Source organism: Bacillus proteolyticus (assembly GCF_001884065.1).
Classification (GTDB): Bacteria; Bacillota; Bacilli; order Bacillales; family Bacillaceae_G; genus Bacillus_A; species Bacillus_A proteolyticus.
Genome location: NZ_MACH01000136.1, coordinates 33,506 through 58,467, shown reverse-complemented (window position 1 = coordinate 58,467; position 24,962 = coordinate 33,506). Strand labels below are relative to the sequence as shown.

Annotated in this window: 25 protein-coding genes, 1 rRNA gene and 2 other annotated features; all 26 genes read left to right on the top strand. The window is 38.2% G+C overall.

Annotation, left to right across the window (positions count from 1 at the left end; all coding sequences use genetic code 11):
- The first annotated feature begins 90 nt into the window (after positions 1 to 90).
- Positions 91 to 206 (top strand): 5S ribosomal RNA (gene rrf, locus BAQ49_RS24260).
- A 211-nt stretch (positions 207 to 417) separates the two neighbouring features.
- A complete protein-coding gene (gene ctsR, locus BAQ49_RS24255; RefSeq protein ID WP_001244553.1) occupies positions 418 to 879 on the top strand; it encodes a transcriptional regulator CtsR in 462 nt (153 codons plus the stop codon).
- 168 nt (positions 880 to 1,047) lie between these two features.
- Positions 1,048 to 1,596: a protein-arginine kinase activator protein McsA gene (gene mcsA / locus BAQ49_RS24250; RefSeq protein ID WP_071747354.1), complete on the top strand. Its 549-nt coding sequence runs from the start codon at positions 1,048 to 1,050 to the stop codon at positions 1,594 to 1,596.
- Between the two features lie 4 nt (positions 1,597 to 1,600).
- The gene (gene mcsB / locus BAQ49_RS24245; RefSeq protein WP_071747353.1) at positions 1,601 to 2,665 is read left to right on the top strand and encodes a protein-arginine kinase McsB; all 1,065 of its coding nucleotides are present in this window, start codon (positions 1,601 to 1,603) and stop codon (positions 2,663 to 2,665) included.
- 22 nt (positions 2,666 to 2,687) lie between these two features.
- Positions 2,688 to 5,123, top strand: coding sequence for an ATP-dependent protease ATP-binding subunit ClpC (gene clpC, locus BAQ49_RS24240; RefSeq protein WP_071747352.1), 2,436 nt, complete (start codon positions 2,688 to 2,690; stop codon positions 5,121 to 5,123).
- A gap of 95 nt (positions 5,124 to 5,218) precedes the next feature.
- The gene (radA, locus tag BAQ49_RS24235) at positions 5,219 to 6,595 is read left to right on the top strand and encodes a DNA repair protein RadA (protein ID WP_071747351.1); all 1,377 of its coding nucleotides are present in this window, start codon (positions 5,219 to 5,221) and stop codon (positions 6,593 to 6,595) included.
- A 3-nt stretch (positions 6,596 to 6,598) separates the two neighbouring features.
- A complete protein-coding gene (gene disA / locus BAQ49_RS24230) occupies positions 6,599 to 7,672 on the top strand; it encodes a DNA integrity scanning diadenylate cyclase DisA (protein WP_071747350.1) in 1,074 nt (357 codons plus the stop codon).
- 160 nt (positions 7,673 to 7,832) lie between these two features.
- A complete protein-coding gene (locus BAQ49_RS24225; RefSeq protein WP_071747349.1) occupies positions 7,833 to 8,936 on the top strand; it encodes a PIN/TRAM domain-containing protein in 1,104 nt (367 codons plus the stop codon).
- Positions 8,937 to 8,952: 16 nt separating this feature from the next.
- Positions 8,953 to 9,633, top strand: a complete 681-nt coding sequence (gene ispD, locus BAQ49_RS24220; protein ID WP_071747348.1) for a 2-C-methyl-D-erythritol 4-phosphate cytidylyltransferase — start codon at positions 8,953 to 8,955, stop codon at positions 9,631 to 9,633.
- Positions 9,634 to 9,746: 113 nt separating this feature from the next.
- Positions 9,747 to 10,223 (top strand): 2-C-methyl-D-erythritol 2,4-cyclodiphosphate synthase, encoded by a 477-nt coding sequence (gene ispF, locus BAQ49_RS24215; RefSeq protein WP_071747347.1) that lies wholly within the window; start codon positions 9,747 to 9,749, stop codon positions 10,221 to 10,223.
- Between the two features lie 89 nt (positions 10,224 to 10,312).
- Positions 10,313 to 11,770 carry a glutamate--tRNA ligase gene (gene gltX, locus BAQ49_RS24210; RefSeq protein WP_071747346.1) on the top strand — a complete coding sequence of 486 codons (1,458 nt, stop codon included), beginning with the start codon at positions 10,313 to 10,315 and terminating at the stop codon, positions 11,768 to 11,770.
- 47 nt (positions 11,771 to 11,817) lie between these two features.
- Positions 11,818 to 12,063, top strand: a binding site (T-box leader).
- A 147-nt stretch (positions 12,064 to 12,210) separates the two neighbouring features.
- On the top strand, positions 12,211 to 12,876 hold the full coding sequence (cysE, locus tag BAQ49_RS24205; protein ID WP_002113299.1) for a serine O-acetyltransferase: 666 nt from the start codon (positions 12,211 to 12,213) through the stop codon (positions 12,874 to 12,876).
- Positions 12,857 to 14,254, top strand: coding sequence for a cysteine--tRNA ligase (gene cysS / locus BAQ49_RS24200; RefSeq protein ID WP_071747345.1), 1,398 nt, complete (start codon positions 12,857 to 12,859; stop codon positions 14,252 to 14,254). The genes cysE and cysS overlap by 20 nt, the downstream gene beginning before the upstream one ends.
- 2 nt (positions 14,255 to 14,256) lie before the next feature.
- Positions 14,257 to 14,664: a Mini-ribonuclease 3 gene (locus BAQ49_RS24195; protein WP_000564269.1), complete on the top strand. Its 408-nt coding sequence runs from the start codon at positions 14,257 to 14,259 to the stop codon at positions 14,662 to 14,664.
- Entirely contained in the window at positions 14,661 to 15,404 is a 744-nt protein-coding gene (rlmB, locus tag BAQ49_RS24190) for a 23S rRNA (guanosine(2251)-2'-O)-methyltransferase RlmB (protein WP_071747344.1), read from the top strand. Before BAQ49_RS24195 ends, rlmB begins: the two co-directional genes overlap by 4 nt.
- Before the next feature lie 3 nt (positions 15,405 to 15,407).
- Complete coding sequence (locus BAQ49_RS24185; RefSeq protein WP_071747343.1) at positions 15,408 to 15,920, top strand: NYN domain-containing protein; 513 nt, start codon at positions 15,408 to 15,410, stop codon at positions 15,918 to 15,920.
- Positions 15,921 to 15,987: 67 nt separating this feature from the next.
- On the top strand, positions 15,988 to 16,647 hold the full coding sequence (locus tag BAQ49_RS24180) for an RNA polymerase factor sigma-70 (RefSeq protein ID WP_000387197.1): 660 nt from the start codon (positions 15,988 to 15,990) through the stop codon (positions 16,645 to 16,647).
- Positions 16,648 to 16,777: 130 nt separating this feature from the next.
- On the top strand, positions 16,778 to 16,924 hold the full coding sequence (gene rpmG, locus BAQ49_RS24175; RefSeq protein WP_012260172.1) for a 50S ribosomal protein L33: 147 nt from the start codon (positions 16,778 to 16,780) through the stop codon (positions 16,922 to 16,924).
- 32 nt (positions 16,925 to 16,956) lie between these two features.
- Positions 16,957 to 17,136, top strand: a complete 180-nt coding sequence (gene secE, locus BAQ49_RS24170) for a preprotein translocase subunit SecE (RefSeq protein WP_001241321.1) — start codon at positions 16,957 to 16,959, stop codon at positions 17,134 to 17,136.
- A 131-nt stretch (positions 17,137 to 17,267) separates the two neighbouring features.
- Positions 17,268 to 17,801: a transcription termination/antitermination protein NusG gene (gene nusG / locus BAQ49_RS24165; protein WP_000415796.1), complete on the top strand. Its 534-nt coding sequence runs from the start codon at positions 17,268 to 17,270 to the stop codon at positions 17,799 to 17,801.
- A gap of 167 nt (positions 17,802 to 17,968) precedes the next feature.
- A complete protein-coding gene (gene rplK / locus BAQ49_RS24160) occupies positions 17,969 to 18,394 on the top strand; it encodes a 50S ribosomal protein L11 (RefSeq protein ID WP_001085872.1) in 426 nt (141 codons plus the stop codon).
- Positions 18,395 to 18,573: 179 nt separating this feature from the next.
- On the top strand, positions 18,574 to 19,266 hold the full coding sequence (rplA, locus tag BAQ49_RS24155) for a 50S ribosomal protein L1 (protein WP_002074134.1): 693 nt from the start codon (positions 18,574 to 18,576) through the stop codon (positions 19,264 to 19,266).
- Between the two features lie 49 nt (positions 19,267 to 19,315).
- Positions 19,316 to 19,460: a sequence feature (ribosomal protein L10 leader region), on the top strand.
- A gap of 39 nt (positions 19,461 to 19,499) precedes the next feature.
- Entirely contained in the window at positions 19,500 to 20,000 is a 501-nt protein-coding gene (rplJ, locus tag BAQ49_RS24150; RefSeq protein WP_000048724.1) for a 50S ribosomal protein L10, read from the top strand.
- Between the two features lie 67 nt (positions 20,001 to 20,067).
- Positions 20,068 to 20,427: a 50S ribosomal protein L7/L12 gene (rplL, locus tag BAQ49_RS24145; protein ID WP_000159737.1), complete on the top strand. Its 360-nt coding sequence runs from the start codon at positions 20,068 to 20,070 to the stop codon at positions 20,425 to 20,427.
- A 76-nt stretch (positions 20,428 to 20,503) separates the two neighbouring features.
- Positions 20,504 to 21,103, top strand: coding sequence for a class I SAM-dependent methyltransferase (locus tag BAQ49_RS24140; RefSeq protein WP_071747342.1), 600 nt, complete (start codon positions 20,504 to 20,506; stop codon positions 21,101 to 21,103).
- A gap of 290 nt (positions 21,104 to 21,393) precedes the next feature.
- Positions 21,394 to 24,927, top strand: coding sequence for a DNA-directed RNA polymerase subunit beta (gene rpoB / locus BAQ49_RS24135; RefSeq protein ID WP_071747341.1), 3,534 nt, complete (start codon positions 21,394 to 21,396; stop codon positions 24,925 to 24,927).
- The last annotated feature ends 35 nt before the right edge of the window (positions 24,928 to 24,962 follow it).

The following is a 24,962-nucleotide window of genomic DNA, read 5'->3' as shown; positions in this document are numbered from 1 at the left end:
TGTGGAGCTGACGAATACTAATAGATCGAGGACTTAACCATATAATATGAAGCAATGTTATCTAGTTTTGAAGGAATATGCCTTCAATAGTTTGGTGATGATGGCAGAGAGGTCACACCCGTTCCCATACCGAACACGGAAGTTAAGCTCTCTAGCGCCGATGGTAGTTGGGACCTTGTCCCTGTGAGAGTAGGACGTCGCCAAGCAACTAAAACACGAGTCATTTGACTCGTGTTTTTTCGTGTTTTCTTTTATAATTCATAGTAATTTAAAAAATCTTTACTTAAAGAATCGTCCTTTTGATTAAAGATTGTGAAATGTGGCTAGGATAGTGAATAAGCAAAAGAGTTGCAAATTTTTTTAATACGTATATAATTAAAGTCAAAGATAGTCAAAGTCAATAAAGGTGGCGGATAAATGAGAAATATATCTGATATCATTGAGAAATATCTAAAGCAAGTTATTGACTTAAGTAATAATAATGTGATTGAAATCAAGAGGAATGAGATCGCGGATCGATTCGATTGTGTTCCGTCTCAAATCAACTATGTAATCAATACCCGTTTTACGTTAGAAAGAGGATTCGTAGTAGAAAGTAAACGAGGTGGAGGAGGTTACATTCGCATTATAAAAGTCAAACTGCATGACGATATAGACATTATTGATCAAATGCTTCATATGATTGATCATAGCGTTGCACAAGGAAATGCAGAAAGTATGGTTATACGTTTAATAGAAGAGGGCATCATAACAAATCGTGAAGCTAAACTTATGTTAAGTGTACTAGATCGTTCTGTATTATTAATGGATGTTCCTTCTCGAGATGAACTTAGGGCTCGAATATTATGCGCAATGTTAAGAACACTGAAATATAAATAAATATAACTTTTGTAAAAAATGATAACTAAGATAATGCAGTTTAATATTGTAGAGATTTTGAAAGGCAACATGTGCTTTTATTAAATGGATTAAGGCAAGAGAACAATCTAGTAATGTATGAAAAGTATCATGAGATAGATCGTTCCTGTTGTAAAGGTGGGGATAGCGATGACTTGTCAAAATTGTAATATAAGACCAGCAACTTTACATTATACAAAAGTAATCAACGAAAAAAAGGCGGAAGTTCATCTTTGTGAGCAATGTGCAGAACAAAGTGGCTATACGTCTTTCTTTCAATCACAGCAGTCTAATTTTTCATTCAATGAACTATTAGCTGGATTATTACATGGTGAATCAGCAATGTTTGAAGAAGGACAAAATACATTTTCAAATACAAATATACTAAGATGTCCAGATTGTAAGATGACATATGAACAATTTACAAAAGTGGGACGCTTTGGTTGTGCTTCTTGCTACGATACATTTAAAGAGCATTTAAAACCATTATTAAAACGTCTACACGGTGGACATACAAATCATTGTGGAAAAATTCCAGAGCGTATAGAAGGAAATATCCACTTAAAGAAAGAATTAGATGAACTAAAACTCACTCTGAAGCAATCTGTACAAAAAGAGGAGTTTGAGAAAGCTGCTGAAATACGAGATGAAATTCGAGGTCTTGAAAATCAGCTTAGTGAGCATAGAGAGGGGGAATAGTTCTATGTCACTGGACAGAATTATGAACGAAGCAATTAGTCCGTGGATGAAGGGAGATGGCCCTGATTCTGATATTGTTTTAAGTAGTCGAATTCGTTTGGCTCGTAATTTAAAAAAATATCAATTCTCTACTATGCAAAACGAGAAAGAACCTAAACAGATTCATGAATTATTTAAGAAGCAGTTTGTAAATAAACCGGTAGAACCTTTTGGGAAGTTTGAGCTATTAAAAATGAATGAATTAAATCCTCTTCAAAGGAGGGTTTTAGTTGAGAAGCATTTAATTAGTCCAAATCTTGCAGGAACAGAATACGGAGCATGTTTACTATCAGAAAGTGAACATATTAGTATCATGCTTAATGAAGAGGATCACGTTAGGATTCAGTGCTTATTCTCAGGGTTACAGTTATCAAAGGCGCTTCAGAGTGCCAATCAAATAGATGATTGGATCGAGGAAGAAGTTGAATACGCTTTTGATGAATCACTTGGATATATTACGAGTTGTCCTACTAACGTTGGTACAGGATTAAGGGCCTCTGTAATGATTCATTTACCGGGACTCGTTTTAACGAAAAGGATTAACCGTATTATACAGGTAATTCAAAAATTAGGGCTAGTAGTAAGAGGAATATACGGTGAAGGTAGCGAAGCGTTAGGTAATATATTTCAAGTGTCCAATCAAATGACGCTAGGTAAAGCAGAAGAAGATATTATTGCAGATTTAAAGAGTGTCATTCAACAAATTATACAACAAGAAAAAATAGCTAGAGAATTAATCGTACAAAATTCGAGCATTGAGCTTGAAGATAAAGTATATCGTTCTTACGGTATACTCTCCAATAGTCGTTTAATCCAATCAGCGGAAGCGGCTACTTGTTTATCAGATGTACGACTTGGTATTGACCTAGGATATATAAAAGGGATATCAAGAAATATTTTGACTGAGTTAATGGTCCTTACTCAGCCAGGCATTTTGCAGCAATATGCAGGAGGGCCTTTAGGGCCAGAAGAAAGAGATTACCGAAGAGCAACCTTAATCCGTGAGCGATTACGTATTGAACAAAACTAAGCGCAAGTAGGAGGCGATTTCTATGATGTTTGGAAGATTTACAGAACGAGCACAGAAAGTATTAGCTTTATCTCAAGAGGAAGCAATTCGCATTGGGCATAATAATATTGGTACAGAACATATTTTACTTGGGCTTGTACGCGAAGGCGAAGGGATTGCAGCAAAAGCGTTAATTGCTCTTGGATTAAGTCCAGAGAAAGTTCAAAAAGAGGTAGAAGCATTAATTGGGCGTGGAACAGAAGCTTCACAAACAGTACATTACACACCTCGTGCTAAAAAGGTTATTGAGTTGTCTATGGATGAAGCGCGTAAGCTGGGCCATTCCTACGTTGGAACAGAACATGTTTTACTTGGTTTAATCCGTGAAGGTGAAGGGGTAGCGGCACGTGTTTTAAACAATTTAGGTGTAAGTCTAAACAAGGCAAGGCAACAAGTACTGCAACTCCTTGGAAGTAACGAAGCTAGTTCAGGTCACCAAGGCGGTTCGTCAACAAATGCAAATACACCTACACTTGACAGTTTAGCACGCGACTTAACAGTTGTTGCACGTGAAAATCGTTTAGATCCTGTTATTGGACGTAGTAAAGAAATTCAACGTGTAATTGAAGTGTTAAGCCGTAGAACAAAAAACAATCCAGTATTAATTGGAGAACCTGGTGTAGGTAAGACAGCAATTGCAGAAGGATTAGCACAGCAAATTGTAAATAATGAAGTTCCTGAAACTTTAAGAGATAAGCGTGTTATGACATTAGATATGGGGACAGTTGTAGCTGGAACGAAATATCGTGGTGAATTTGAAGACCGTTTAAAGAAAGTGATGGATGAAATTCGTCAAGCAGGCAATATTATTCTATTTATTGATGAGCTTCATACATTAATTGGTGCAGGTGGAGCAGAGGGTGCAATTGATGCGTCAAATATTTTAAAACCATCTTTAGCTCGTGGTGAATTGCAATGTATTGGGGCGACAACTTTAGATGAATATCGTAAATATATTGAAAAAGACGCAGCTTTAGAGAGACGTTTTCAGCCAATCCATGTTGATGAGCCGAGTTTAGAGGAATCAATTCAAATTTTGAAAGGCTTACGTGATCGTTACGAGGCGCATCACCGTGTATCTATTACAGATGATGCAATCGATGCGGCTGTAAAACTTTCAGATCGTTATATTACAGATCGTTTCTTACCTGATAAAGCAATTGATTTAATTGATGAGGCTGCATCAAAAGTACGTTTACGTTCTTACACAACACCGCCGAACTTAAAAGAGCTTGAAGTGAAGCTTGAGGAAATTAGAAAAGAAAAAGATGCAGCTGTACAAAGTCAAGAATTTGAAAAAGCTGCTTCCTTACGTGATATGGAACAACGTTTACGTGAAAAGTTAGAAGATACAAAACGCCAGTGGAAAGAGCAACAAGGAAAAGAAAATTCAGAAGTAACAGTAGAAGACATTGCAAATGTCGTTTCCACATGGACACGTATCCCAGTTTCTAAACTTGCACAAACAGAGACAGATAAATTATTAAACTTAGAATCAATTTTACATGATCGTTTAATTGGTCAAGATGAAGCAGTCGTAGCTGTGGCAAAAGCTGTTCGTCGTGCAAGAGCAGGATTAAAAGATCCGAAGCGCCCAATTGGTTCATTTATTTTCTTAGGACCAACAGGTGTAGGTAAAACGGAACTTGCAAGAGCGTTAGCGGAATCTATGTTCGGTGATGAGGATGCGATGATTCGTATCGATATGTCTGAGTACATGGAGAAGCATTCTACTTCTCGTTTAGTTGGATCTCCTCCAGGATATGTTGGATATGAAGAAGGTGGACAATTAACAGAGAAAGTTCGTCGTAAGCCATATTCAGTTGTCCTATTAGATGAGGTAGAGAAAGCTCATCCTGATGTGTTTAATATTTTACTACAAGTATTAGAAGATGGTCGTTTAACGGATTCTAAAGGGCGTACAGTTGATTTCCGTAATACAATTGTTATTATGACGTCTAACGTCGGTGCAGAAGCGTTAAAACGTAATAAACATCTTGGCTTTAACGTACAAGATGAGAGCCGCGATTATTCAGATATGAAAGGTAAAGTAATGGATGAACTGAAAAAGGCATTCCGTCCAGAATTCTTAAACCGTATTGATGAAATTATCGTGTTCCATATGCTTGAGAAAAAACATATTCAAGAGATTGTAACACTTATGGTTAATCAGTTAGTGAAGCGCTTAAAAGAACAAGAGATTGAATTACACCTAACAGAAGGAGCGATTGCAGCGATTGCTGATAAAGGATTTGATCGTGAATACGGTGCTCGTCCACTTCGTAGGGCAATTCAGAAGCATGTGGAAGATAGACTGTCAGAAGAACTGTTAAAAGGCGCTATTGAGAAAGGACAAAAAGTTATCTTTGATGTAGAAGGAGAATCATTTGTCATTCATAGTGCGGAAAAGGTAAAATAAGTATAGACAAACAAAGAGGGCTACGCGATAGCCCTCTTTCTTGTACGAGAAGGATAAACGTTTATAGATGAAAGTGAAGTGAACTATAAAAAGATATGGCTAAAAAGAAAACGAAGTTTACATGTCAAGAATGTGGTTATCAGTCACCAAAATATATGGGGAAATGTCCTGGATGTGGTCAATGGAATACACTTGTTGAAGAGATGGAACCGGTTGTATCATCAAGGCGCCTTAATTATGCCAATGCAATCCAATCAGAAGTAACAAAACCAAGACGTCTAACAGAAGTAGAAACAAAGTCAGAGGCGCGTATTGAAACGAAATTCCAAGAGTTTAACCGTGTACTCGGTGGTGGGATTGTAGATGGGTCCTTAGTACTTATTGGTGGAGACCCTGGGATTGGAAAATCAACATTGTTATTACAAATTTCATCGCAATTAGCAGATTCTTCATATGATGTACTATACATATCAGGTGAGGAGTCAGCAAAGCAGATTAAACTTCGTGCAGATCGTTTGGATGTAAAGGGTAGTAATCTATTTGTTGTAGCAGAGACTGATTTACAGCGAATTGCAGCGCACATTGAAGAGATGAATCCAGCTTTTGTTGTTATTGACTCCATTCAGACGATACATTTACCTGAAGTGACGTCAGCCCCAGGGAGTGTAGCACAAGTACGTGAATGTACAGCGGAATTAATGAAACTTGCAAAGACGAAAGGGATTCCTATTTTTATCGTCGGACATGTGACAAAAGAGGGGGCAATTGCAGGACCACGTATGCTAGAACATATGGTTGATGCAGTTCTTTACTTTGAAGGAGATCGTCACCATACATATCGTATTTTGCGAGCTGTGAAGAACCGTTTTGGTTCCACAAATGAAATGGGTATCTTTGAAATGAAGGAACTAGGTCTTGCAGAAGTACTAAATCCTTCTGAAATTTTCCTTGAGGAACGACCAGTTGGAGTTGCAGGATCCACAGTGGTCGCTTCAATGGAAGGAACAAGACCGGTTTTAGTAGAAATACAAGCATTAATCTCCCCTACTAGTTTTGGGAATCCTCGAAGAATGGCGACGGGAATTGATCATAACCGCGTTTCACTTATTATGGCAGTGCTAGAAAAAAGAACAGGTTTATTGTTGCAAAATCAAGACGCATATTTAAAAGTTGCGGGTGGCTTGAAATTAGATGAACCAGCAATCGATTTAGCTGTCGCCTTAAGTATTGCTTCAAGTTTCAGAGATAAAGCTACTGCACCAACCGATGCGGTAATAGGAGAAGTAGGCCTAACTGGAGAAATAAGAAGAGTATCAAGAATTGAACAACGTGTACAAGAAGCAGCGAAATTAGGATTTCAACGTGCTATTATTCCTAGAAAAAATTTGGGAGGATGGACAATTCCAGATGGGATTGAGGTAGTAGGTGTTTCTAATTTAGGAGAAGCGCTTCGTTTGACATTAGGAGGCTAGGCTATGGAGGAAAACAAGCAACGTGTTAAAAGTATGATTAACATTCTACAGCTTGTTGCCCCGGGAACACCACTACGCGAAGGGATAGATAACGTACTTCGTGCGCAAACTGGAGGGCTAATTGTTCTTGGGTATAATGAGCAGATTAAAAGTATTGTTGATGGAGGATTTCACATTAATTGTGCATTCTCACCGGCTAGTTTATATGAATTAGCAAAAATGGATGGAGCACTTATTTTAAATGAAACTGGGAGCAAAATTTTAATTGCAAATGCACAATTAGTTCCAGATCCATCCATTGATTCTATTGAAACAGGTATGCGTCACCGAACGGCAGAGCGTGTAGCGAAGCAGACGGCTAGCCTTGTTGTTGCTATTTCACAAAGACGTAACGTAATTACACTATATCAAGGGAATTTACGTTATACACTAAAAGATATAGGTGTAATTTTAACAAAAGCAAACCAAGCTATTCAAACGTTAGAAAAATATAAAGCTGTATGGAATGATGGGATAACGAATTTGGGCATTCTAGAATTTGAAGAGGTCGTTACAATGTCCGAAGTAGTTCACGTTTTACATAGTGTTGAAATGGTACTGCGTATTAAAAATGAAATATTGAGCTACATTCATGAGTTAGGAACGGAAGGAAGGTTAATTCGTTTACAACTTACAGAATTACTGGCCGACTTAGAAGCAGAGGCAGCGTTATTAATTAAGGATTATTATCAAGAAAAAACGCAGGATCACCATCAAATTTTGAAAAAGTTACAAGATCTTGCAAATACACAGCTTTTAGAGGATAGCGATTTAGTTAAATTGCTTGGCTATCCAGGGCAAATGAGCTTAGAAGAAAGTGTGACACCGAGGGGATACCGAATCACAAGCAAAATTTCTCGTGTTCCACCACTTATCATTGAAAATTTAATTAATCGATTTAAAACATTGCAAGGTGTTTGTCGTGCAACTATTAATGAATTGGATGATGTGGAAGGAATTGGGGAAGTTAGGGCGAAGAAAATACGAGAGGGCCTAAAAAGAATTCAAGAGCATCTCTATATGAGTAGACACAATTAAGAATATTACATTGATTCCATAATATAACGACACTAGAACATTTTTGGTATATGATATGGTATATTGGTAAATAAAACTATTTACAAAAAAACACGTCCGCTTTTGCATTCGGCGTTTTGATTAGCAAAACAATGGTTAATAATGAGTAGGAGGTGGTTGGATGTTAAAACGGATCGTACAGCTCTTCTTTTTAGTGATCGGGGGAGCGTTAGGGATTTACTTAATCCCAAAAGTTATTAATGTATTAGACATCGGTGCTGTTCCTTTATTGGAGGGATCGTATGTTCGTGCAATTATTGGCGCAATTATTTTATTTTTAACAACATTTTGGCTTGTAGATTATATTGTTCAACTTATTAAGCATATTGAAGAGGCACTTGTAAAGGCGCCTGTAGCAGATGTTTTATTTGGTACATTAGGGTTGATCTCTGGTCTTATTGTTGCATATTTAATTTTAATACCAATTCGAGAATTTACAATTCCAGTTATTAGCACAGTGTTGCAAGTATTCTTTACTCTTTTACTTGGGTATTTAGGATTCCAAGTAGGATTTAAAAAGAGGAATGAATTGCTAGGGTTATTTACATTACCCCAACGCGGAGGTAAGAAGAAAAACAATAGCGAGAACGAAGAGGCAGAGGTAGAAAAATCTACAACTCATTGGAAAATTCTCGATACGAGTGTAATTATTGATGGACGTATTGCTGATATTTGCCAAACGAAATTTTTAGAAGGAACAATTGTGATTCCACAATTCGTATTAGAAGAGCTCCAGCATATTGCCGATTCTTCCGATGCTTTAAAGCGTAATCGTGGTCGCAGAGGATTAGACATTTTAAATCGTATTCAAAAAGAGATGCCAATTCCGGTAGAAATTTATGAAGGCGATTTCGAGGATATCCAAGAAGTGGATAGCAAACTTGTAAAGTTAGCGAAAGTCACTGGTGGAACTGTAGTAACGAATGATTTCAACTTAAATAAAGTTTCTGAATTACAAGGAGTAACTGTGTTAAACATTAATGATTTAGCGAATGCAATTAAACCAGTTGTACTCCCTGGTGAAGAATTAAGTGTTTATGTTGTGAAAGACGGTAAAGAACAAAATCAAGGTGTTGCATACTTAGATGATGGCACGATGATTGTAGTAGAAGACGGTAGAGAATATGTCGGCTCGCAACTTAATGTACTTGTTACGAGTGTGTTGCAAACATCGGCTGGTCGTATGATTTTCGCCAAACGTAAATTATTAGAAAAAGCATTATAAGTAGAGGATTATTAATATGTATACATTAATTATTCCAGCAGCGGGACAAGGAAAACGGATGGGTGCTGACAAAAATAAGTTATTCTTACTTATAAATGAAGTGCCGATTATTGTGCATACATTACGTGCTTTTGAAAAAGATAGAGCATGCAAAAGTATTATTATGGCAATTAACGAAGAAGAACGCCCGTATTTTGAGGAGTTAATGCAGAAGTACCCAGTTGAAAAACAGGTGCAATTTATTCAAGGCGGGGCTGAAAGGCAAGATAGCGTATATAATGCGCTTCAGCATGTGAGCGGAGTCGAGTATGTTCTCGTACACGATGGTGCGCGCCCGTTCGTAACGAATAAAATGATACAAGATGTATTAACTACAGCAGAGAAATATGGTGCTTCCATTTGTGCGGTGCCAGTGAAGGATACCATTAAGAAAGTAGAACAGGGTGTTGTTGTTGAAACGGTAGAACGTTCTCAGCTTCAAGCGGTTCAAACACCGCAAGGATTTTCTGTTCCTCTTTTATTAGAGGCCCATAGAAGTGCAAAGCAAAGTTGTTTTCTTGGTACAGATGATGCAAGTCTCGTAGAACGTGTCGGGAAGCAAGTAGGCGTAGTACAGGGGAGTTACTATAATATTAAAGTGACGACTCCAGAGGATTTACTAATTGCTGAAAGTTTCCTTCATGTTCAGAAGAAATAGAAGTGATGGTATTATAGTAAAGAAAAGCTCGGCAGTTGCCGAGCTTTTCTTTATAGGGATAGCAATATAATATAGAATTCATAAAGTAGTTTAGACTGAGGAGGATGTAAAGAATGTTTCGAATTGGACAAGGTTTTGATGTACATGAATTTGCGGAAGGTAGACCGTTAATTATCGGCGGAATTACAATTCCTTATGAAAAAGGATTAATCGGTCACTCGGATGCAGATGTATTGTTACATACGATTGCTGACGCATGTCTAGGGGCAATTGCAGCAGGAGATATTGGAAAGCATTTTCCTGATACAGATCCTGCCTTTAAAGATGCGGATTCAGCTGTATTGTTACAAAAGGTTTGGGAATTTGTGCGTGAACAAGGTTATGAGCTAGGGAACCTAGATTGTACAATTATTGCCCAAAAGCCAAAAATGGCACCGCATATTGAATGTATGCGTAAACGCATTAGTGAACTATTAGAAACGTCTATTGATAATATTAATGTAAAGGCAACAACAACAGAAAAATTAGGATTTACAGGTAGAGAAGAAGGGATTGCTTCTCAAGCGGTTGTTTTATTACAGAAAAAATAGTGGTTTTTAATTCGTAAGATGGATAATCACGTTTTTTTGGTGTACAATTATAGAATGTGTTGACATTAAGATTGGAAGGTGTACCAATTATGGAAAAGCAAGTGAGAGTGCGCTATGCGCCAAGTCCAACAGGACACTTACATATCGGAAATGCGCGTACGGCATTATTTAATTATTTATTTGCTCGTCATCAAGATGGTAAGTTTATTATTCGTATTGAAGATACTGATGTAAAACGTAATGTTGCTGGTGGAGAAGAAAGCCAATTAAAATACTTGAAATGGCTCGGTATGGACTGGGATGAAGGTGTTGATGTTGGTGGTGAATTCGGACCATATCGTCAAACAGAGCGTTTAGATCTTTATAAAAAATTATATGTAGATTTATTAGAGCGTGGTTTAGCTTACAAATGTTATATGACAGAAGAAGAGCTAGAAGCAGAGCGTGAAGGTCAAATCGCTCGTGGTGAAACACCGCGTTATGCAGGAAATCACCGTGATTTAACTGAAGAGCAAATGAAAGAGTTTGAGGCTGAAGGCCGCATTCCAAGCATTCGCTTCCGTGTACCAACTGATCGCGATTACACGTTTAAAGATATCGTAAAAGATGAAGTTGCATTCCATTCAAATGATTTTGGCGATTTCGTTATCGTGAAAAAAGATGGAATTCCAACTTATAACTTTGCGGTAGCAGTAGATGATCACTTAATGGAAATTACACACGTACTTCGTGGTGATGATCATATTTCAAACACGCCAAAACAAATGATGATTTATGAAGCTTTCGGTTGGGATATCCCGCAATTCGGTCATATGACTTTAATTGTAAATGAAAGCCGTAAAAAGCTAAGTAAGCGTGACGAATCTATTATTCAATTTATTGAGCAATATAAAGAGCTTGGGTATCTTCCAGAAGCAATCTTTAACTTTATTGCACTATTAGGTTGGTCACCAGTAGGAGAAGAAGAAATTTTCTCTCAAGATGAGTTTATCAAAATGTTTGATGCAGCTCGTTTATCAAAATCACCTGCATTATTTGATTCTCAAAAACTAAAATGGATGAACAACCAATATATGAAAAAGCAAGATTTAGATGCGGTTGTTGAACTAAGCTTACCGCATTTAGTGAAAGCGGGCCGCGTAGGTGAAAACTTAAGCGAACAAGAACAAGTTTGGGTTCGTGATGTAATTGCTTTATATCATGACCAAATGAGTTTTGGAGCTGAAATTGTAGAGCTTTCTGAAATGTTCTTTAAAGATCATGTTGATCATGAAGAAGAAGGACAAGAAGTATTGAAAGGTGAACAAGTACCTGAAGTACTTCGTACATTTGCCAATCAATTAGAAGCTCTAGAAGCAATGGAGCCAGCAGCAGTTAAGGCGGCTATTAAAGCAGTTCAAAAGGAAACAGGACATAAAGGTAAAAACTTATTTATGCCAATCCGTGTTGCTACTACTGGACAAACACATGGTCCAGAACTTCCTAATGCGATTGCTCTTCTTGGAAAAGAAAAAGTTTTAAATCGTATTCAAAAAGTAATTGGTTAACATTTTCTAGGTTTAGCAATATAATAAGTATACCTAAAATCTAATAAGGAAAAGCGACGAGAAGGAGAAGTAGAAAATCAGGCTTTTTACAGAGAGAACCACCCTTAGGCTGGAAGTGGTTTATAAGCGGATTTTTGAAATGCCCCTTCGAGTCTTCTGTTGAACAGCGAAGCATTTCGCGGAACGTCTTAGGGCGCAAAGTAAACAGAAGCGGTTTAAACCGTTATCATGGATGAGTTTGAGGCTTCTTTAGCCTAAACAGAGTGGAACCGCGCTTATAAGGCGTCTCTGTCTATATGACAGAGGCGTCTTTTTTTTATACCATGTAAATGGGTGTGAGTATAAGTTTTATCCCCTTGTATAAAGATTTAGGAGTAAGTGGGGATTTAGGGGATTTAGTTCACTCGAAAAAAGCAGCCCATAAAGGGGAGGGAACATCGATGTTTAAGAGGCTTCGGGAAGATATTGAAGTCGTTTTTGAACAGGATCCAGCGGCACGAAGTTATTTCGAAGTCATTTTAACTTACTCTGGATTACATGCAGTTTGGGCCCATCGAATTGCACATGCTTTTTATAAAAGGAATTTTTTCTTTATGGCACGTTGGATTTCGCAGGTTAGTCGTTTTTTTACTGGCATTGAGATTCATCCAGGAGCAACTATTGGTCGTCGTTTTTTCATTGATCATGGAATGGGGGTTGTGATTGGCGAAACGTGTGAAATTGGCGAAAATGTAACAATTTATCAAGGTGTCACATTAGGTGGTACAGGTAAAGAAAAAGGAAAGAGGCACCCTACAATTCAGGATAATGTATTAATTGCAACAGGTGCTAAAGTACTAGGCTCTATTACTGTTGGAGAGAATTCTAAAATTGGAGCAGGATCTGTCGTGTTAAAGGAAGTTCCTGCGCATTCTACAGTTGTAGGTATACCTGGCCGAGTCGTTATTCAAAATGGAGTAAAGATTGGTCAAGAATTAAATCATTCTGATCTTCCGGATCCGATTTTTGATAAATTAAAGGTTATGGAAGCAGAACTTGATAAATTGAGAAAGCAACTTGAAGTGAAGGTAGAAAGGAAGGATAAAAATGACTATTCACATTTATAATACGTTAACGCGTCAAAAAGAAGAGTTTATGCCATTAGAAGAAAATAAGGTAAAGATGTATGTGTGCGGACCTACAGTGTATAACTACATTCACATTGGGAATGCAAGACCACCTATGGTATTTGATACAGTACGTCGTTACTTAGAATATAAAGGATATGAAGTGCAGTATGTATCTAACTTTACTGACGTGGATGATAAATTAATTAAGGCGGCAAACGAATTAGGTGAAGATGTACCGACAATTGCTGATCGTTTTGTTGAAGCGTACTTTGAAGATGTAACAGCGCTAGGTTGCAAACATGCGACGGTTCATCCGCGTGTAACGGAAAATATGGATATCATTATCGGATTTATTCAAGAACTTGTGAATAAAGGGTATGCATATGAATCAGAAGGTGATGTGTACTTTAGAACGAAAGAATTCGAGGATTACGGTAAATTATCGCATCAACCAATCGCAGACTTACGTCACGGTGCACGTATTGAAGTAGGAGAAAAGAAACAAGACCCTCTTGACTTTGCTTTATGGAAGGCTGCGAAAGAAGGAGAAATCTTCTGGGAAAGCCCATGGGGGAAAGGACGCCCAGGATGGCATATTGAATGCTCAGCGATGGCGCGTAAATATTTGGGGGATACAATTGATATTCATGCTGGTGGTCAAGACTTGGCATTCCCTCATCATGAAAACGAAATCGCACAGTCTGAGGCGTTGACTGGAAAAACATTTGCACGTTACTGGATGCATAATGGATATATTAATATTGATAATGAGAAAATGTCTAAGTCACTTGGAAACTTTATTTTAGTTCACGATATCATTAAGCAATATGATCCGCAGTTAATTAGATTCTTTATGTTATCAGTACATTACCGTCATCCAATTAACTTTAGCGAAGAGTTATTACAAAGTACGAATAATGGGCTAGAAAGAATTAAAACAGCTTACGGTAATTTAAAGCATCGTATGGAGAGTAGTGCAGATTTAACAGATCATAATGAGAAATGGTTAGCTGAAATGGAAAAATTCCAGGCTGCATTTGAAGAAGCAATGGATGATGATTTCAATACGGCTAATGCGATTACTGAATTATATAATGTAGCAAATCACGCAAATCAATATTTATTAGAAGAACATACTTCTAAAGTTGTAATTGGAGCATACGTGAAACAACTTGAAACATTATTTGATATTTTAGGATTAGAATTAGCGCAAGAAGAATTACTTGATGAAGAAATTGAGGCGCTTATCCAAAAGCGTATTGAAGCTCGTAAAAATCGTGATTTCGCATTATCCGATCAAATTCGTGATGATTTAAAAGAACGTAATATTATTTTAGAAGATACCGCTCAAGGTACAAGATGGAAAAGAGGATAAAAATGATTGATGCAAAGCAATTGAACAGCTTAGCGTTAGCATATATGGGTGATGCGGTATACGAACAATATATCCGCTATCACCTTCTTCAAAAAGGAACAGTTCGCCCTAATCAATTACATCGCTTAGGGACGAGCTTTGTTTCGGCAAAAGCACAGGCGAAAGTTGTTTATCATTTATTAGAGACGGCATTTTTGACAGAGGAAGAAGAGGCAGTACTAAGAAGAGGGCGCAATGCGAATTCGGGTACTGTTCCGAAGAATACGGATGTACAAACATACCGATATAGTACAGCTTTGGAAGCTCTAATCGGTTATCATCACTTATTAAATAATCGTGAAAGATTAGACGAAATTGTATATAAGGCAATTGCTGTTTTAGAAGAAAAGGAAGGGAGCACATCATCATGAGTAGTGAATATATTATCGGACGTAACCCTGTAATTGAAGCGTTACGATCAGGGAGAGATATTAATAAAATTTGGATCGCAGAAGGTGCTGCCAAAGGGCAAGTACAGATTGTACTGGCATTAGCGAAAGAAAATAAAGTTATTTTGCAACATGCACCGAAGAAGAAATTAGATCAATTAGTTGAGGGGAATCATCAAGGTGTAATTGCTCAAGTAGCTGCATATCAATATGCTGAGCTAGAAGATTTATTTAAACTAGCAGAAAAACGTAATGAAGATCCGTTCTTCTTAATTTTAGATGAAATTGAAGATCCGCATAATCTAGGCTCTATTATGCGTACAGCTGATGCGACGGGAGCTCATGGAATTATTATTCCGAAAAGAAGAGCAGTAGGACTTACAGCGTCAGTTGCGAAAGCGTCGACTGGGGCAATTGAATATATTCCTGTTGCGCGTGTAACAAATTTATCTCGTACAATTGATGAATTAAAAGAACGTGGACTTTGGATTGCTGGTACAGATGCCAAAGGGAAAACAGATTACCGTAATTTAGATGGTAAAATGCCAATCGGATTAGTAATCGGTAGTGAAGGAAAAGGTATGAGTCGTATTATTGGTGAAAAATGTGATTTCCTAATTACTTTACCAATGGTTGGTAAAGTTACATCCTTAAATGCTTCAGTAGCCGCAAGTTTGTTAATGTATGAGGTATATCGTAAACGTCACGAAATTGGTAAATAAAAAATGAACGATATTTTAATCGTTGACGGTTACAACATTATCGGGGCTTGGGGAGACTTGAAGGAACTACGGGATGTAGATTTGCAATCATCAAGAGACGCGCTTATTGATAAGATGGCGGATTATCAAGGTTATACAGGAACGAAAGTAATGATAGTCTTTGATGCCTATACAGTCCATGGAATTGAAAAAAAGATGAAACAATCGCGGGTGGAAGTAATATTCACGCGTAAGAATCAAACTGCGGACGAAAAGATAGAGAAACTTGCAATCGAGCTTAGAAATATTAATACACAAATATATGTTGCGACTTCTGATTATACGGAACAATGGGTTATATTTGCGCAAGGTGCCCTTCGGAAATCTGCGCGTGAATTAGAGTTAGAAGTACAAGCGATGGAGCAACAAGTAAGAAGACGCACGAAAGACACGAAAGAAAATCAACCAGCCATGCGAAAGATATTTAGTAAGGATATTACAGAAAAGTTAGAAAAATTAAGAAGAGGAGAGCGTTGAAGCATTGACGCTCTTTATCTTTTTACTGTATAATATTGCTAAATAAATAGCGGTCGGAGGGATCAAGGTGGAAGCAGGCTTCGTAAGTGTAGGCGACGTTACATTTCGTGATTTAGAGGATGAGGCAATCGTTGAGTTAGTTCGAAAAGGTAATACTGACGCTCTAGAATATTTAATACACAAATATAAGAACTTTGTTCGCGCGAAATCAAGATCGTATTTCTTAGTGGGTGCCGATCGAGAAGATATTGTTCAAGAAGGTATGATTGGATTGTTTAAAGCTATTCGTGATTATAAAGAGGACAAGCTATCTTCGTTCAAAGCATTTGCTGAACTGTGTATCACACGACAAATTATTACCGCTATTAAAACAGCAACAAGGCAAAAACATATTCCATTAAATTCGTATGTGTCTTTAGATAAGCCGATTTACGATGAGGAATCTGATCGAACACTGTTAGATGTTATTTCGGAAGCGAAAGTAACTGATCCTGAAGAAATGATTATAAGTCAGGAAGAATATACCGACATAGAATCAAAAATATCTGAATTATTAAGCGATTTAGAAAGAAAAGTACTCTCTTTATACTTAGATGGCCGTTCCTATCAAGAAATTTCAGAACAGTTAAACAGACATGTGAAATCCATTGATAATGCATTGCAGCGTGTGAAAAGGAAGTTGGAACGATATATGGAAATGAGAGAGAGTACAAATTTAAATTCATAGAAAATACCGCAGGTGTAAATTAATTCACCTGTTTTCTTTTTGTAAAGAGAGTGAGAGTCATGACATTGACATTGTCTTTTGTTGTATGATACATTTTTAGGGACATAACGTTACAAGGCTGGTGTAACTAATGAGGAAAAAAGTTGTACTCTCATGTGAAGAGTGTAAAAATCGAAACTACTCTACGATGAAAGATACGAGCTCAGTAGAGCGACTTGAGATAAAGAAGTTTTGTAAAACATGCAATAAGCATACAGTTCACAAGGAAACAAAATAAATAATTGAAATAATAAACTGGAGGTCCCGTAGATGCGTTTAACGAACTTTTTCGGCGATGTAGGTCGCGAAATGAAAAAAGTAAGTTGGCCTAAAAAAGATGAATTACTCCGCTCAACAGCGACTGTTATCGCTACAGTTGTGTTCTTTGCGATTTTCTTCGCAGTAGTTGATATGGGCATTTCTTCTTTAATTCGGTTAATTCTTGGTTAATTCTTGAATAAGAAGCACTTATCCATGATATAATGTTATTTATAAGAACTGTGTAAAAGCCCGGTGAACGGGTTTTTTCATTTGCGCAAAAAAATGTACGTCAGGGAGGGAAGGACGCTCGTCCTAAATGAATGGAAAAAAGTTGGTATGTTGTCCATACTTATTCTGGATATGAAAATAAAGTAAAAGCAAACCTAGAGAAACGTGTAGAATCAATGGGTATGCAAGATAAAATTTTCCGTGTTGTTGTCCCGGAAGAAGTAGAAGTAGAAATGAGAAATGGTAAAGAAAAATTAATGAAAAGAAAAGTGTTCCCAGGTTACGTGTTAGTGGAACTAATCATGACTGATGACTCTTGGTATGTTGTTCGTAATACACCAGGTGTAACAGGTTTTGTTGGTTCTTCGGGTTCTGGATCTAAACCATCTCCTCTATTAGAAGAGGAAGTTGTTACCATTATGAAACATATGGGAATGGACAACGAAGTGGTTGATTTCGACTTTGAACTTCATGAGACAGTACGTGTAAATGAGGGTCCATTCGCAGATTATACAGGTGCTATTGAAGAAATTGATGTGGAGAAGAAGAAAGTTAGTGTGCTTGTAGACATGTTTGGTCGCGAGACTCCAGTTGAACTTGACTTCCATCAAATTGAAAAATTATAAAATGAAACTTGAAATGAATTGTAAAAAGTGATAATATCTTTTAAGTCAGTACGTCTTCGTTATCGGAGACGTTTTTTGAAAGATTTTATCGTTACAGATAAAATATGACGTGGGAGGGCAAATCACTGTCCAATTGACCACATCACGGACTTAAGGAGGTGTGTCTCGTGGCTAAAAAGGTAATTAAAATGGTAAAGCTTCAAATTCCTGCAGGTAAAGCTAACCCAGCTCCACCAGTTGGTCCAGCATTAGGACAAGCAGGTGTTAACATCATGGGCTTCTGTAAAGAGTTTAACGCTCGTACAGCGGATCAAGCTGGTCTTATCATCCCTGTTGAAATTACGGTATTTGAGGACCGTTCATTCACTTTCATTACTAAAACTCCTCCTGCTGCTGTTCTTCTTAAGAAAGTAGCTGGTATTGAGTCTGGTTCTGGTGAACCAAACCGTAATAAAGTGGCAACTGTTAAGCGTGATAAAGTACGCGAAATCGCTGAAACTAAAATGCCTGACCTAAACGCTGCTAGCGTAGAAGCTGCAATGCGTATGGTTGAAGGTACTGCACGCAGTATGGGCATCGTTATCGAAGACTAATTCGATTTGTTTTTAAAAAAAGGTTGCGGGTCTGGAATTCCAATTCGCAACCTTTATTATCGTAAATGATTATCGTTTTTTAAATAAAAGGATGGCGCGCATCCTCAGGTTAACCCTGAAAAAAAGGCGTAAACGTGGGAGGTTATTCCGCTAAAACCACATTCGAGGAGGAAATAAAAATGGCTAAAAGAGGTAAAAAGTACGTAGAAGCTGCGAAGCTTGTTGATCGTGCAGCTGCTTACTCTGCAACAGAAGCAGTAGAATTAGTAAAGAAAACAAACACAGCTAAATTTGATGCAACTGTAGAAGCTGCATTCCGTTTAGGCGTTGACCCTAAGAAAGCTGACCAACAAATTCGTGGCGCAGTTGTTCTTCCACACGGTACTGGTAAAGTACAACGTGTATTAGTATTCGCTAAAGGCGAAAAAGCAAAAGAAGCTGAAGCTGCTGGCGCTGAATTCGTAGGCGATGCTGATTACATCGGTAAAATCCAACAAGGTTGGTTCGATTTCGATGTAGTAGTAGCAACTCCTGACATGATGGGTGAAGTTGGTAAACTTGGTCGCGTATTAGGACCTAAAGGTTTAATGCCAAACCCTAAAACTGGAACAGTTACTTTCGATGTAACTAAAGCTGTTAACGAAATCAAAGCTGGTAAAGTTGAATACCGCGTTGATAAAGCTGGTAACATCCACGTTCCAATCGGTAAAGTATCTTTCGAAGATGCTAAACTAGTAGAAAACTTCAAAACAATTGCTGACACGCTACAAAAAGCTAAGCCAGCTGCTGCAAAAGGTACTTACATGAAGAATGCAACTGTTGCTTCTACAATGGGACCTGGCGTACGCGTAGACGTTTCTACACTTGCGTAAAAATTGGAAGTTGACTTCATAAAGAAGTTTTAATATAATTATTTATGTTGTGAATTTAAATAGTGTACCGTAGACAGTAGGTGTCATTCGACTTAATTTCCTACCTAGGTGTTAATATACGAAGCGGAATCTTTTTTCTGTGACTATATGCCTCCATGTCTACAAGTTGGGCATGGAGGTTTTTAGTGCACTTTCGGTACATCTTCTATATAATCTACAGGAGGTGTAATAACATGAGCAAAGTAATCGAAACTAAACAACAAGTTGTAACTGAAATCGCTGAAAAACTTCGTGAGAGTAAATCTACAATCGTTGTTGACTACCGTGGTTTAACAGTTTCTGAAGTAACAGAATTACGTAAAAACTTACGTGAGGCTGGCGTTGAGTTCAAAGTTTACAAAAACTCTTTAACTCGTCGTGCTGCAGAGTCTGCTGAAATGGCTGAGTTAAACGAATTCTTAACAGGACCAAACGCAATCGCGTTCAGTAACGAGGATGTAGTTGCTCCTGCGAAAGTATTAAACGACTTCGCTACAAAACATGAAGCTTTAGAAATTAAAGCGGGCGTAATCGAAGGTAAACTTGTAACACTTGATGAGGTTAAAGCTATCGCTACTCTTCCATCACGTGAAGGCTTACTTTCTATGCTTCTTAGCGTTCTTCAAGCTCCAATCCGTAACCTTGCACTTGCTACTAAAGCAGTTGCAGAGCAAAAGGAAGAGCAAGGCGCTTAATTTTTTAAAAGATAATTACTTGTTATCTATAAAACAATACAAACCTATTTAAGGGAGGATATTTACAATGACTAAAGAACAAATCATTGAAGCAGTTAAATCTATGACTGTATTAGAACTTAACGACTTAGTAAAAGCTATCGAGGAAGAATTCGGCGTAACTGCTGCTGCTCCTGTAGCTGTAGCTGGTGGCGCTGGTGAAGCTGCTGCTGAGAAAACTGAATTTGACGTAGTACTTGCAAGTGCTGGCGCTCAAAAAATCAAAGTTATCAAAGCTGTACGTGAAATCACTGGTCTTGGCTTAAAAGAAGCTAAAGAATTAGTTGACAACACTCCAAAAGCAATCAAAGAAGGCGTTTCTAAAGAGGAAGCTGAAGAAATGAAAGCTAAACTTGAAGAAGTTGGCGCTGCTGTAGAAGTTAAGTAATTAACTTTTGATGCTTTAAAAAAAGCTCGCTCTCATGCGAGCTTTTTTTTTAACTGTAAAGAAAAGAGGTGGCCATATGGCAGACCATTATTTTTCTAACGACCCTTCTAGTAAAAGTGATCGTAAACGATGGGAATTTACACTTCGTGAATCTCGATTTACTTTTTTATCTGACCACGGGGTGTTCTCGAAAAACGAAGTGGACTTTGGTTCTCGTCTTTTAATTGAAGCGTTTCAAATGCCGGATATTAAAGGTGATATATTAGACGTAGGTTGCGGATACGGTCCTATTGGTTTGTCGTTAGCGAAAGAGTTTCAAGGTCGCGACGTTCACATGGTGGATGTGAACGAAAGGGCGCTTGGGCTTGCGAAAGAAAACGCCGCTAATAACAGAATCGAGAATATACGTATTTTTCAAAGTAGCGTCTATGAAAATGTAGATGGCAAGTATGCTGCTATTCTATCTAACCCTCCAATTCGTGCTGGTAAAGATGTCGTGCACGAGATTTTAGAAAAGGCTGTGGAGTATTTGGTTTCAGGTGGAGAATTGTGGATTGTTATTCAAAAGAAACAAGGTGCACCATCTGCGCTGAAGAAACTAGAAGAAGTATTTTCTGAAGTTGAAGTTGTAGAAAAGAAAAAAGGATATTATATCATAAAATCAAAAAAGCGTTGACGGTTATTTTTGGCTATGTTAACATTATACAATGCCAATATATGATTTTCTGCGTTGAGAAAGATGTATATTTTTGTTTCTCTTGGAAAAGATAGTAAAATCAGCAGATTATGAAACAGAATGATGGTTTTCTTAAAGAAGCCATTTTTCTTTTTTGAGCAGGTAGAAAGACTCAACGTATCTATCTTTAAGAGAAAAAACTACGCTAATAGCAGTAGTTGTATTTATTTGTGATTTTGCACAAATTTTTTTGTGCATTTATAATACTCATGATTTGAGGGGTGAAGCAGTTGACAGGTCAACTAGTTCAATACGGACGCCACCGCCAACGAAGAAGTTATGCCCGTATTAGTGAAGTATTAGAGTTACCAAATCTTATCGAAATTCAAACCTCTTCTTATCAGTGGTTTCTTGATGAGGGTTTGCGAGAAATGTTCCAAGACATTTCTCCGATCGAAGACTTTACGGGAAATCTATCGCTTGAATTTATCGACTACAGCTTAGGTGAACCTAAATACTCTGTAGACGAATGCAAAGAGCGTGATGTGACGTATGCAGCACCACTTCGTGTAAAAGTGCGTCTAATCAACAAGGAAACTGGTGAAGTAAAAGAACAAGATGTGTTCATGGGAGATTTCCCACTCATGACAGAGACTGGAACATTCGTAATTAACGGTGCAGAACGTGTTATCGTTTCCCAGTTAGTTCGCTCTCCAAGCGTATACTATAGTGGCAAAGTGGATAAAAACGGAAAACGTGGTTTTACTGCTACTGTAATTCCAAACCGCGGAGCTTGGTTAGAGTATGAAACAGATGCTAAGGATGTTGTATATGTGCGTATTGACCGTACGCGTAAACTTCCTGTAACTGTTTTGTTACGCGCATTAGGGTTTGGCTCTGATCAAGAAATCACCGAGCTTTTAGGTGATAACGAATACTTAAGCAATACGTTAGAAAAAGACAATACAGATAGCACAGAAAAAGCATTGCTTGAAATTTATGAGCGTCTACGTCCTGGTGAACCACCAACAGTAGAAAATGCAAAGAGCTTACTTGTGTCTCGTTTCTTTGATCCAAAGCGCTACGATTTAGCAAATGTAGGTCGCTATAAGATCAACAAAAAGCTACACATTAAAAACAGATTGTTTAACCAACGTTTAGCTGAAACATTAGTGGATCCAGAAACTGGTGAAATTTTAGCGGCAGAAGGAACAATCTTAGATCGTCGTACACTGGATCGCATTTTACCTTACTTAGAGAAGAACATTGGATTCAAAACAGCGAAACCAATGGGTGGAGTGGTAGAAGGCGATGTTGAGCTGCAATCTATTAAGATTTATGCTCCAGAATCAGAAGGCGAACGTTCTATCAACGTAATTGGGAATGCAAATATTACTCGCGATGTAAAACACATCACACCAGGTGATATTCTGGCTTCTATTAGTTACTTCTTCAACTTACTATACAAAGTAGGGGATACAGATGATATTGACCACTTAGGAAACCGTCGTCTGCGTTCAGTAGGAGAACTATTACAAAACCAATTCCGTATCGGTCTTTCTCGTATGGAACGTGTTGTTCGTGAGAGAATGTCGATTCAAGATACAAATGCAATTACACCACAGGCATTAATCAATATTCGTCCTGTTATTGCATCTATTAAAGAGTTCTTCGGAAGTTCTCAGTTATCTCAGTTCATGGACCAAACAAACCCATTAGCAGAGTTAACTCACAAACGAAGACTATCTGCATTAGGACCCGGTGGTTTAACGCGTGAGCGCGCAGGCTTTGAAGTACGTGACGTTCACTACTCTCACTATGGTCGTATGTGTCCAATTGAAACACCAGAGGGACCAAACATCGGTTTGATTAACTCATTATCTTCGTTCGCGAAAGTAAATGAGTTTGGTTTCATCGAAACACCATACCGTCGTGTTGACCCAGAAACTGGTCTTGTAACAGGGCATGTTGATTATTTAACAGCAGATGAAGAAGATAATTATGTTGTAGCCCAAGCGAATATGAAATTATCTGAAGAAGGGGAATTCCTTGATGAAGATATCGTAGCTCGTTTCCGTGGTGAAAACATTGTCACAAATAAAGAGCGCATCGACTACATGGATGTATCTCCAAAACAAGTAGTGTCGGCAGCGACAGCTTGTATTCCGTTCTTAGAAAACGATGACTCTAACCGCGCACTTATGGGAGCGAACATGCAACGTCAGGCGGTTCCGTTAATGAATCCGGAATCTCCGATTGTAGGTACAGGTATGGAGTACGTATCAGCAAAAGACTCAGGTGCTGCAGTAATCTGTAAACACCCTGGTGTTGTTGAGCGCGTAGAAGCACGTGAAATTTGGGTACGTCGTTATGTAGAAGTTGACGGTCAAACAGTAAAAGGCGACTTAGATCGCTACAAAATGCAGAAATTCATTCGTTCTAACCAAGGAACTTGTTACAACCAACGTCCAATCGTAAGTGTTGGAAATGAAGTTGTAAAAGGTGAAATCCTTGCGGATGGTCCTTCTATGGAACTAGGCGAATTAGCACTTGGACGTAACGTGCTTGTTGGCTTCATGACATGGGACGGTTATAACTACGAGGATGCGATCATCATGAGTGAGCGCCTTGTAAAAGATGATGTGTACACTTCTATTCATATTGAAGAATATGAGTCAGAAGCTCGTGATACGAAGCTTGGACCAGAAGAAATTACACGTGATATCCCGAATGTTGGAGAAGATGCACTTCGTAACCTTGACGAGCGCGGTATTATTCGCGTCGGTGCTGAAGTAAAAGATGGAGACCTACTTGTTGGTAAAGTAACACCAAAAGGTGTAACAGAATTAACGGCAGAAGAACGTCTATTACATGCAATCTTCGGTGAAAAAGCACGTGAAGTACGTGATACATCACTACGTGTACCACACGGTGGTGGCGGTATTATCTTAGACGTAAAAGTATTCAACCGTGAAGATGGCGATGAATTGCCACCAGGCGTGAATCAACTTGTACGTGCATATATCGTTCAAAAACGTAAAATTTCTGAAGGTGACAAGATGGCCGGACGTCACGGTAACAAAGGTGTTATCTCTCGTATTTTACCAGAAGAAGATATGCCTTACTTACCAGATGGTACGCCAATCGATATCATGTTAAACCCATTAGGGGTACCATCTCGTATGAATATCGGTCAGGTATTAGAGCTTCATCTTGGTATGGCAGCAAGATATCTTGGTATTCACATTGCAACACCAGTATTCGATGGTGCTCGTGAGGAAGATGTATGGGGCACAATTGAAGAAGCTGGTATGGCAAATGACGCGAAAACAATCCTGTATGACGGACGTACTGGTGAACCATTCGATAACCGTGTATCTGTTGGTGTCATGTATATGATCAAACTTGCGCACATGGTTGACGATAAACTTCATGCTCGTTCTACTGGACCATACTCACTTGTAACGCAGCAACCTCTTGGAGGTAAAGCTCAGTTCGGTGGACAGCGTTTCGGTGAGATGGAGGTTTGGGCACTTGAAGCTTACGGTGCTGCTTATACTCTTCAAGAAATCTTAACAGTGAAGTCTGATGATGTTATTGGACGTGTTAAGACGTATGAAGCAATTGTTAAAGGCGAAAATGTTCCAGAACCAGGCGTTCCAGAATCATTCAAAGTATTGATTAAAGAACTGCAAAGTTTAGGTATGGACGTTAAAATGATGTCTAGCGACGACACAGAAATTGAAATGCGTGATACGGAAGATGACGATGATCATCAATCAGCAGATAAATTGAATGTCGAAGTTGAGACAACTAAGGAATAATTGGGATAACCTGTAGACTAAAAGGGAGGTAGGCC

What these genes read in the sequence shown, in the direction of transcription:
- mcsB (WP_071747353.1), top strand. Translation starts at nt 1,601, where the DNA reads ATGTCACTGGACAGAATTATGAACGAAGCAATTAGTCCGTGGATGAAG.
- BAQ49_RS24225 (WP_071747349.1), top strand. Translation starts at nt 7,833, where the DNA reads ATGTTAAAACGGATCGTACAGCTCTTCTTTTTAGTGATCGGGGGAGCG.
- BAQ49_RS24185 (WP_071747343.1), top strand. Translation starts at nt 15,408, where the DNA reads ATGAACGATATTTTAATCGTTGACGGTTACAACATTATCGGGGCTTGG.
- ispF (WP_071747347.1), top strand. Translation starts at nt 9,747, where the DNA reads ATGTTTCGAATTGGACAAGGTTTTGATGTACATGAATTTGCGGAAGGT.
- cysE (WP_002113299.1), top strand. Translation starts at nt 12,211, where the DNA reads ATGTTTAAGAGGCTTCGGGAAGATATTGAAGTCGTTTTTGAACAGGAT.
- rlmB (WP_071747344.1), top strand. Translation starts at nt 14,661, where the DNA reads ATGAGTAGTGAATATATTATCGGACGTAACCCTGTAATTGAAGCGTTA.
- radA (WP_071747351.1), top strand. Translation starts at nt 5,219, where the DNA reads ATGGCTAAAAAGAAAACGAAGTTTACATGTCAAGAATGTGGTTATCAG.
- ispD (WP_071747348.1), top strand. Translation starts at nt 8,953, where the DNA reads ATGTATACATTAATTATTCCAGCAGCGGGACAAGGAAAACGGATGGGT.
- clpC (WP_071747352.1), top strand. Translation starts at nt 2,688, where the DNA reads ATGATGTTTGGAAGATTTACAGAACGAGCACAGAAAGTATTAGCTTTA.
- secE (WP_001241321.1), top strand. Translation starts at nt 16,957, where the DNA reads ATGCGTTTAACGAACTTTTTCGGCGATGTAGGTCGCGAAATGAAAAAA.
- rplJ (WP_000048724.1), top strand. Translation starts at nt 19,500, where the DNA reads ATGAGCAAAGTAATCGAAACTAAACAACAAGTTGTAACTGAAATCGCT.
- BAQ49_RS24195 (WP_000564269.1), top strand. Translation starts at nt 14,257, where the DNA reads ATGATTGATGCAAAGCAATTGAACAGCTTAGCGTTAGCATATATGGGT.
- mcsA (WP_071747354.1), top strand. Translation starts at nt 1,048, where the DNA reads ATGACTTGTCAAAATTGTAATATAAGACCAGCAACTTTACATTATACA.
- rpmG (WP_012260172.1), top strand. Translation starts at nt 16,778, where the DNA reads ATGAGGAAAAAAGTTGTACTCTCATGTGAAGAGTGTAAAAATCGAAAC.
- rplL (WP_000159737.1), top strand. Translation starts at nt 20,068, where the DNA reads ATGACTAAAGAACAAATCATTGAAGCAGTTAAATCTATGACTGTATTA.
- nusG (WP_000415796.1), top strand. Translation starts at nt 17,268, where the DNA reads ATGGAAAAAAGTTGGTATGTTGTCCATACTTATTCTGGATATGAAAAT.
- BAQ49_RS24140 (WP_071747342.1), top strand. Translation starts at nt 20,504, where the DNA reads ATGGCAGACCATTATTTTTCTAACGACCCTTCTAGTAAAAGTGATCGT.
- cysS (WP_071747345.1), top strand. Translation starts at nt 12,857, where the DNA reads ATGACTATTCACATTTATAATACGTTAACGCGTCAAAAAGAAGAGTTT.
- disA (WP_071747350.1), top strand. Translation starts at nt 6,599, where the DNA reads ATGGAGGAAAACAAGCAACGTGTTAAAAGTATGATTAACATTCTACAG.
- rplA (WP_002074134.1), top strand. Translation starts at nt 18,574, where the DNA reads ATGGCTAAAAGAGGTAAAAAGTACGTAGAAGCTGCGAAGCTTGTTGAT.
- ctsR (WP_001244553.1), top strand. Translation starts at nt 418, where the DNA reads ATGAGAAATATATCTGATATCATTGAGAAATATCTAAAGCAAGTTATT.
- gltX (WP_071747346.1), top strand. Translation starts at nt 10,313, where the DNA reads ATGGAAAAGCAAGTGAGAGTGCGCTATGCGCCAAGTCCAACAGGACAC.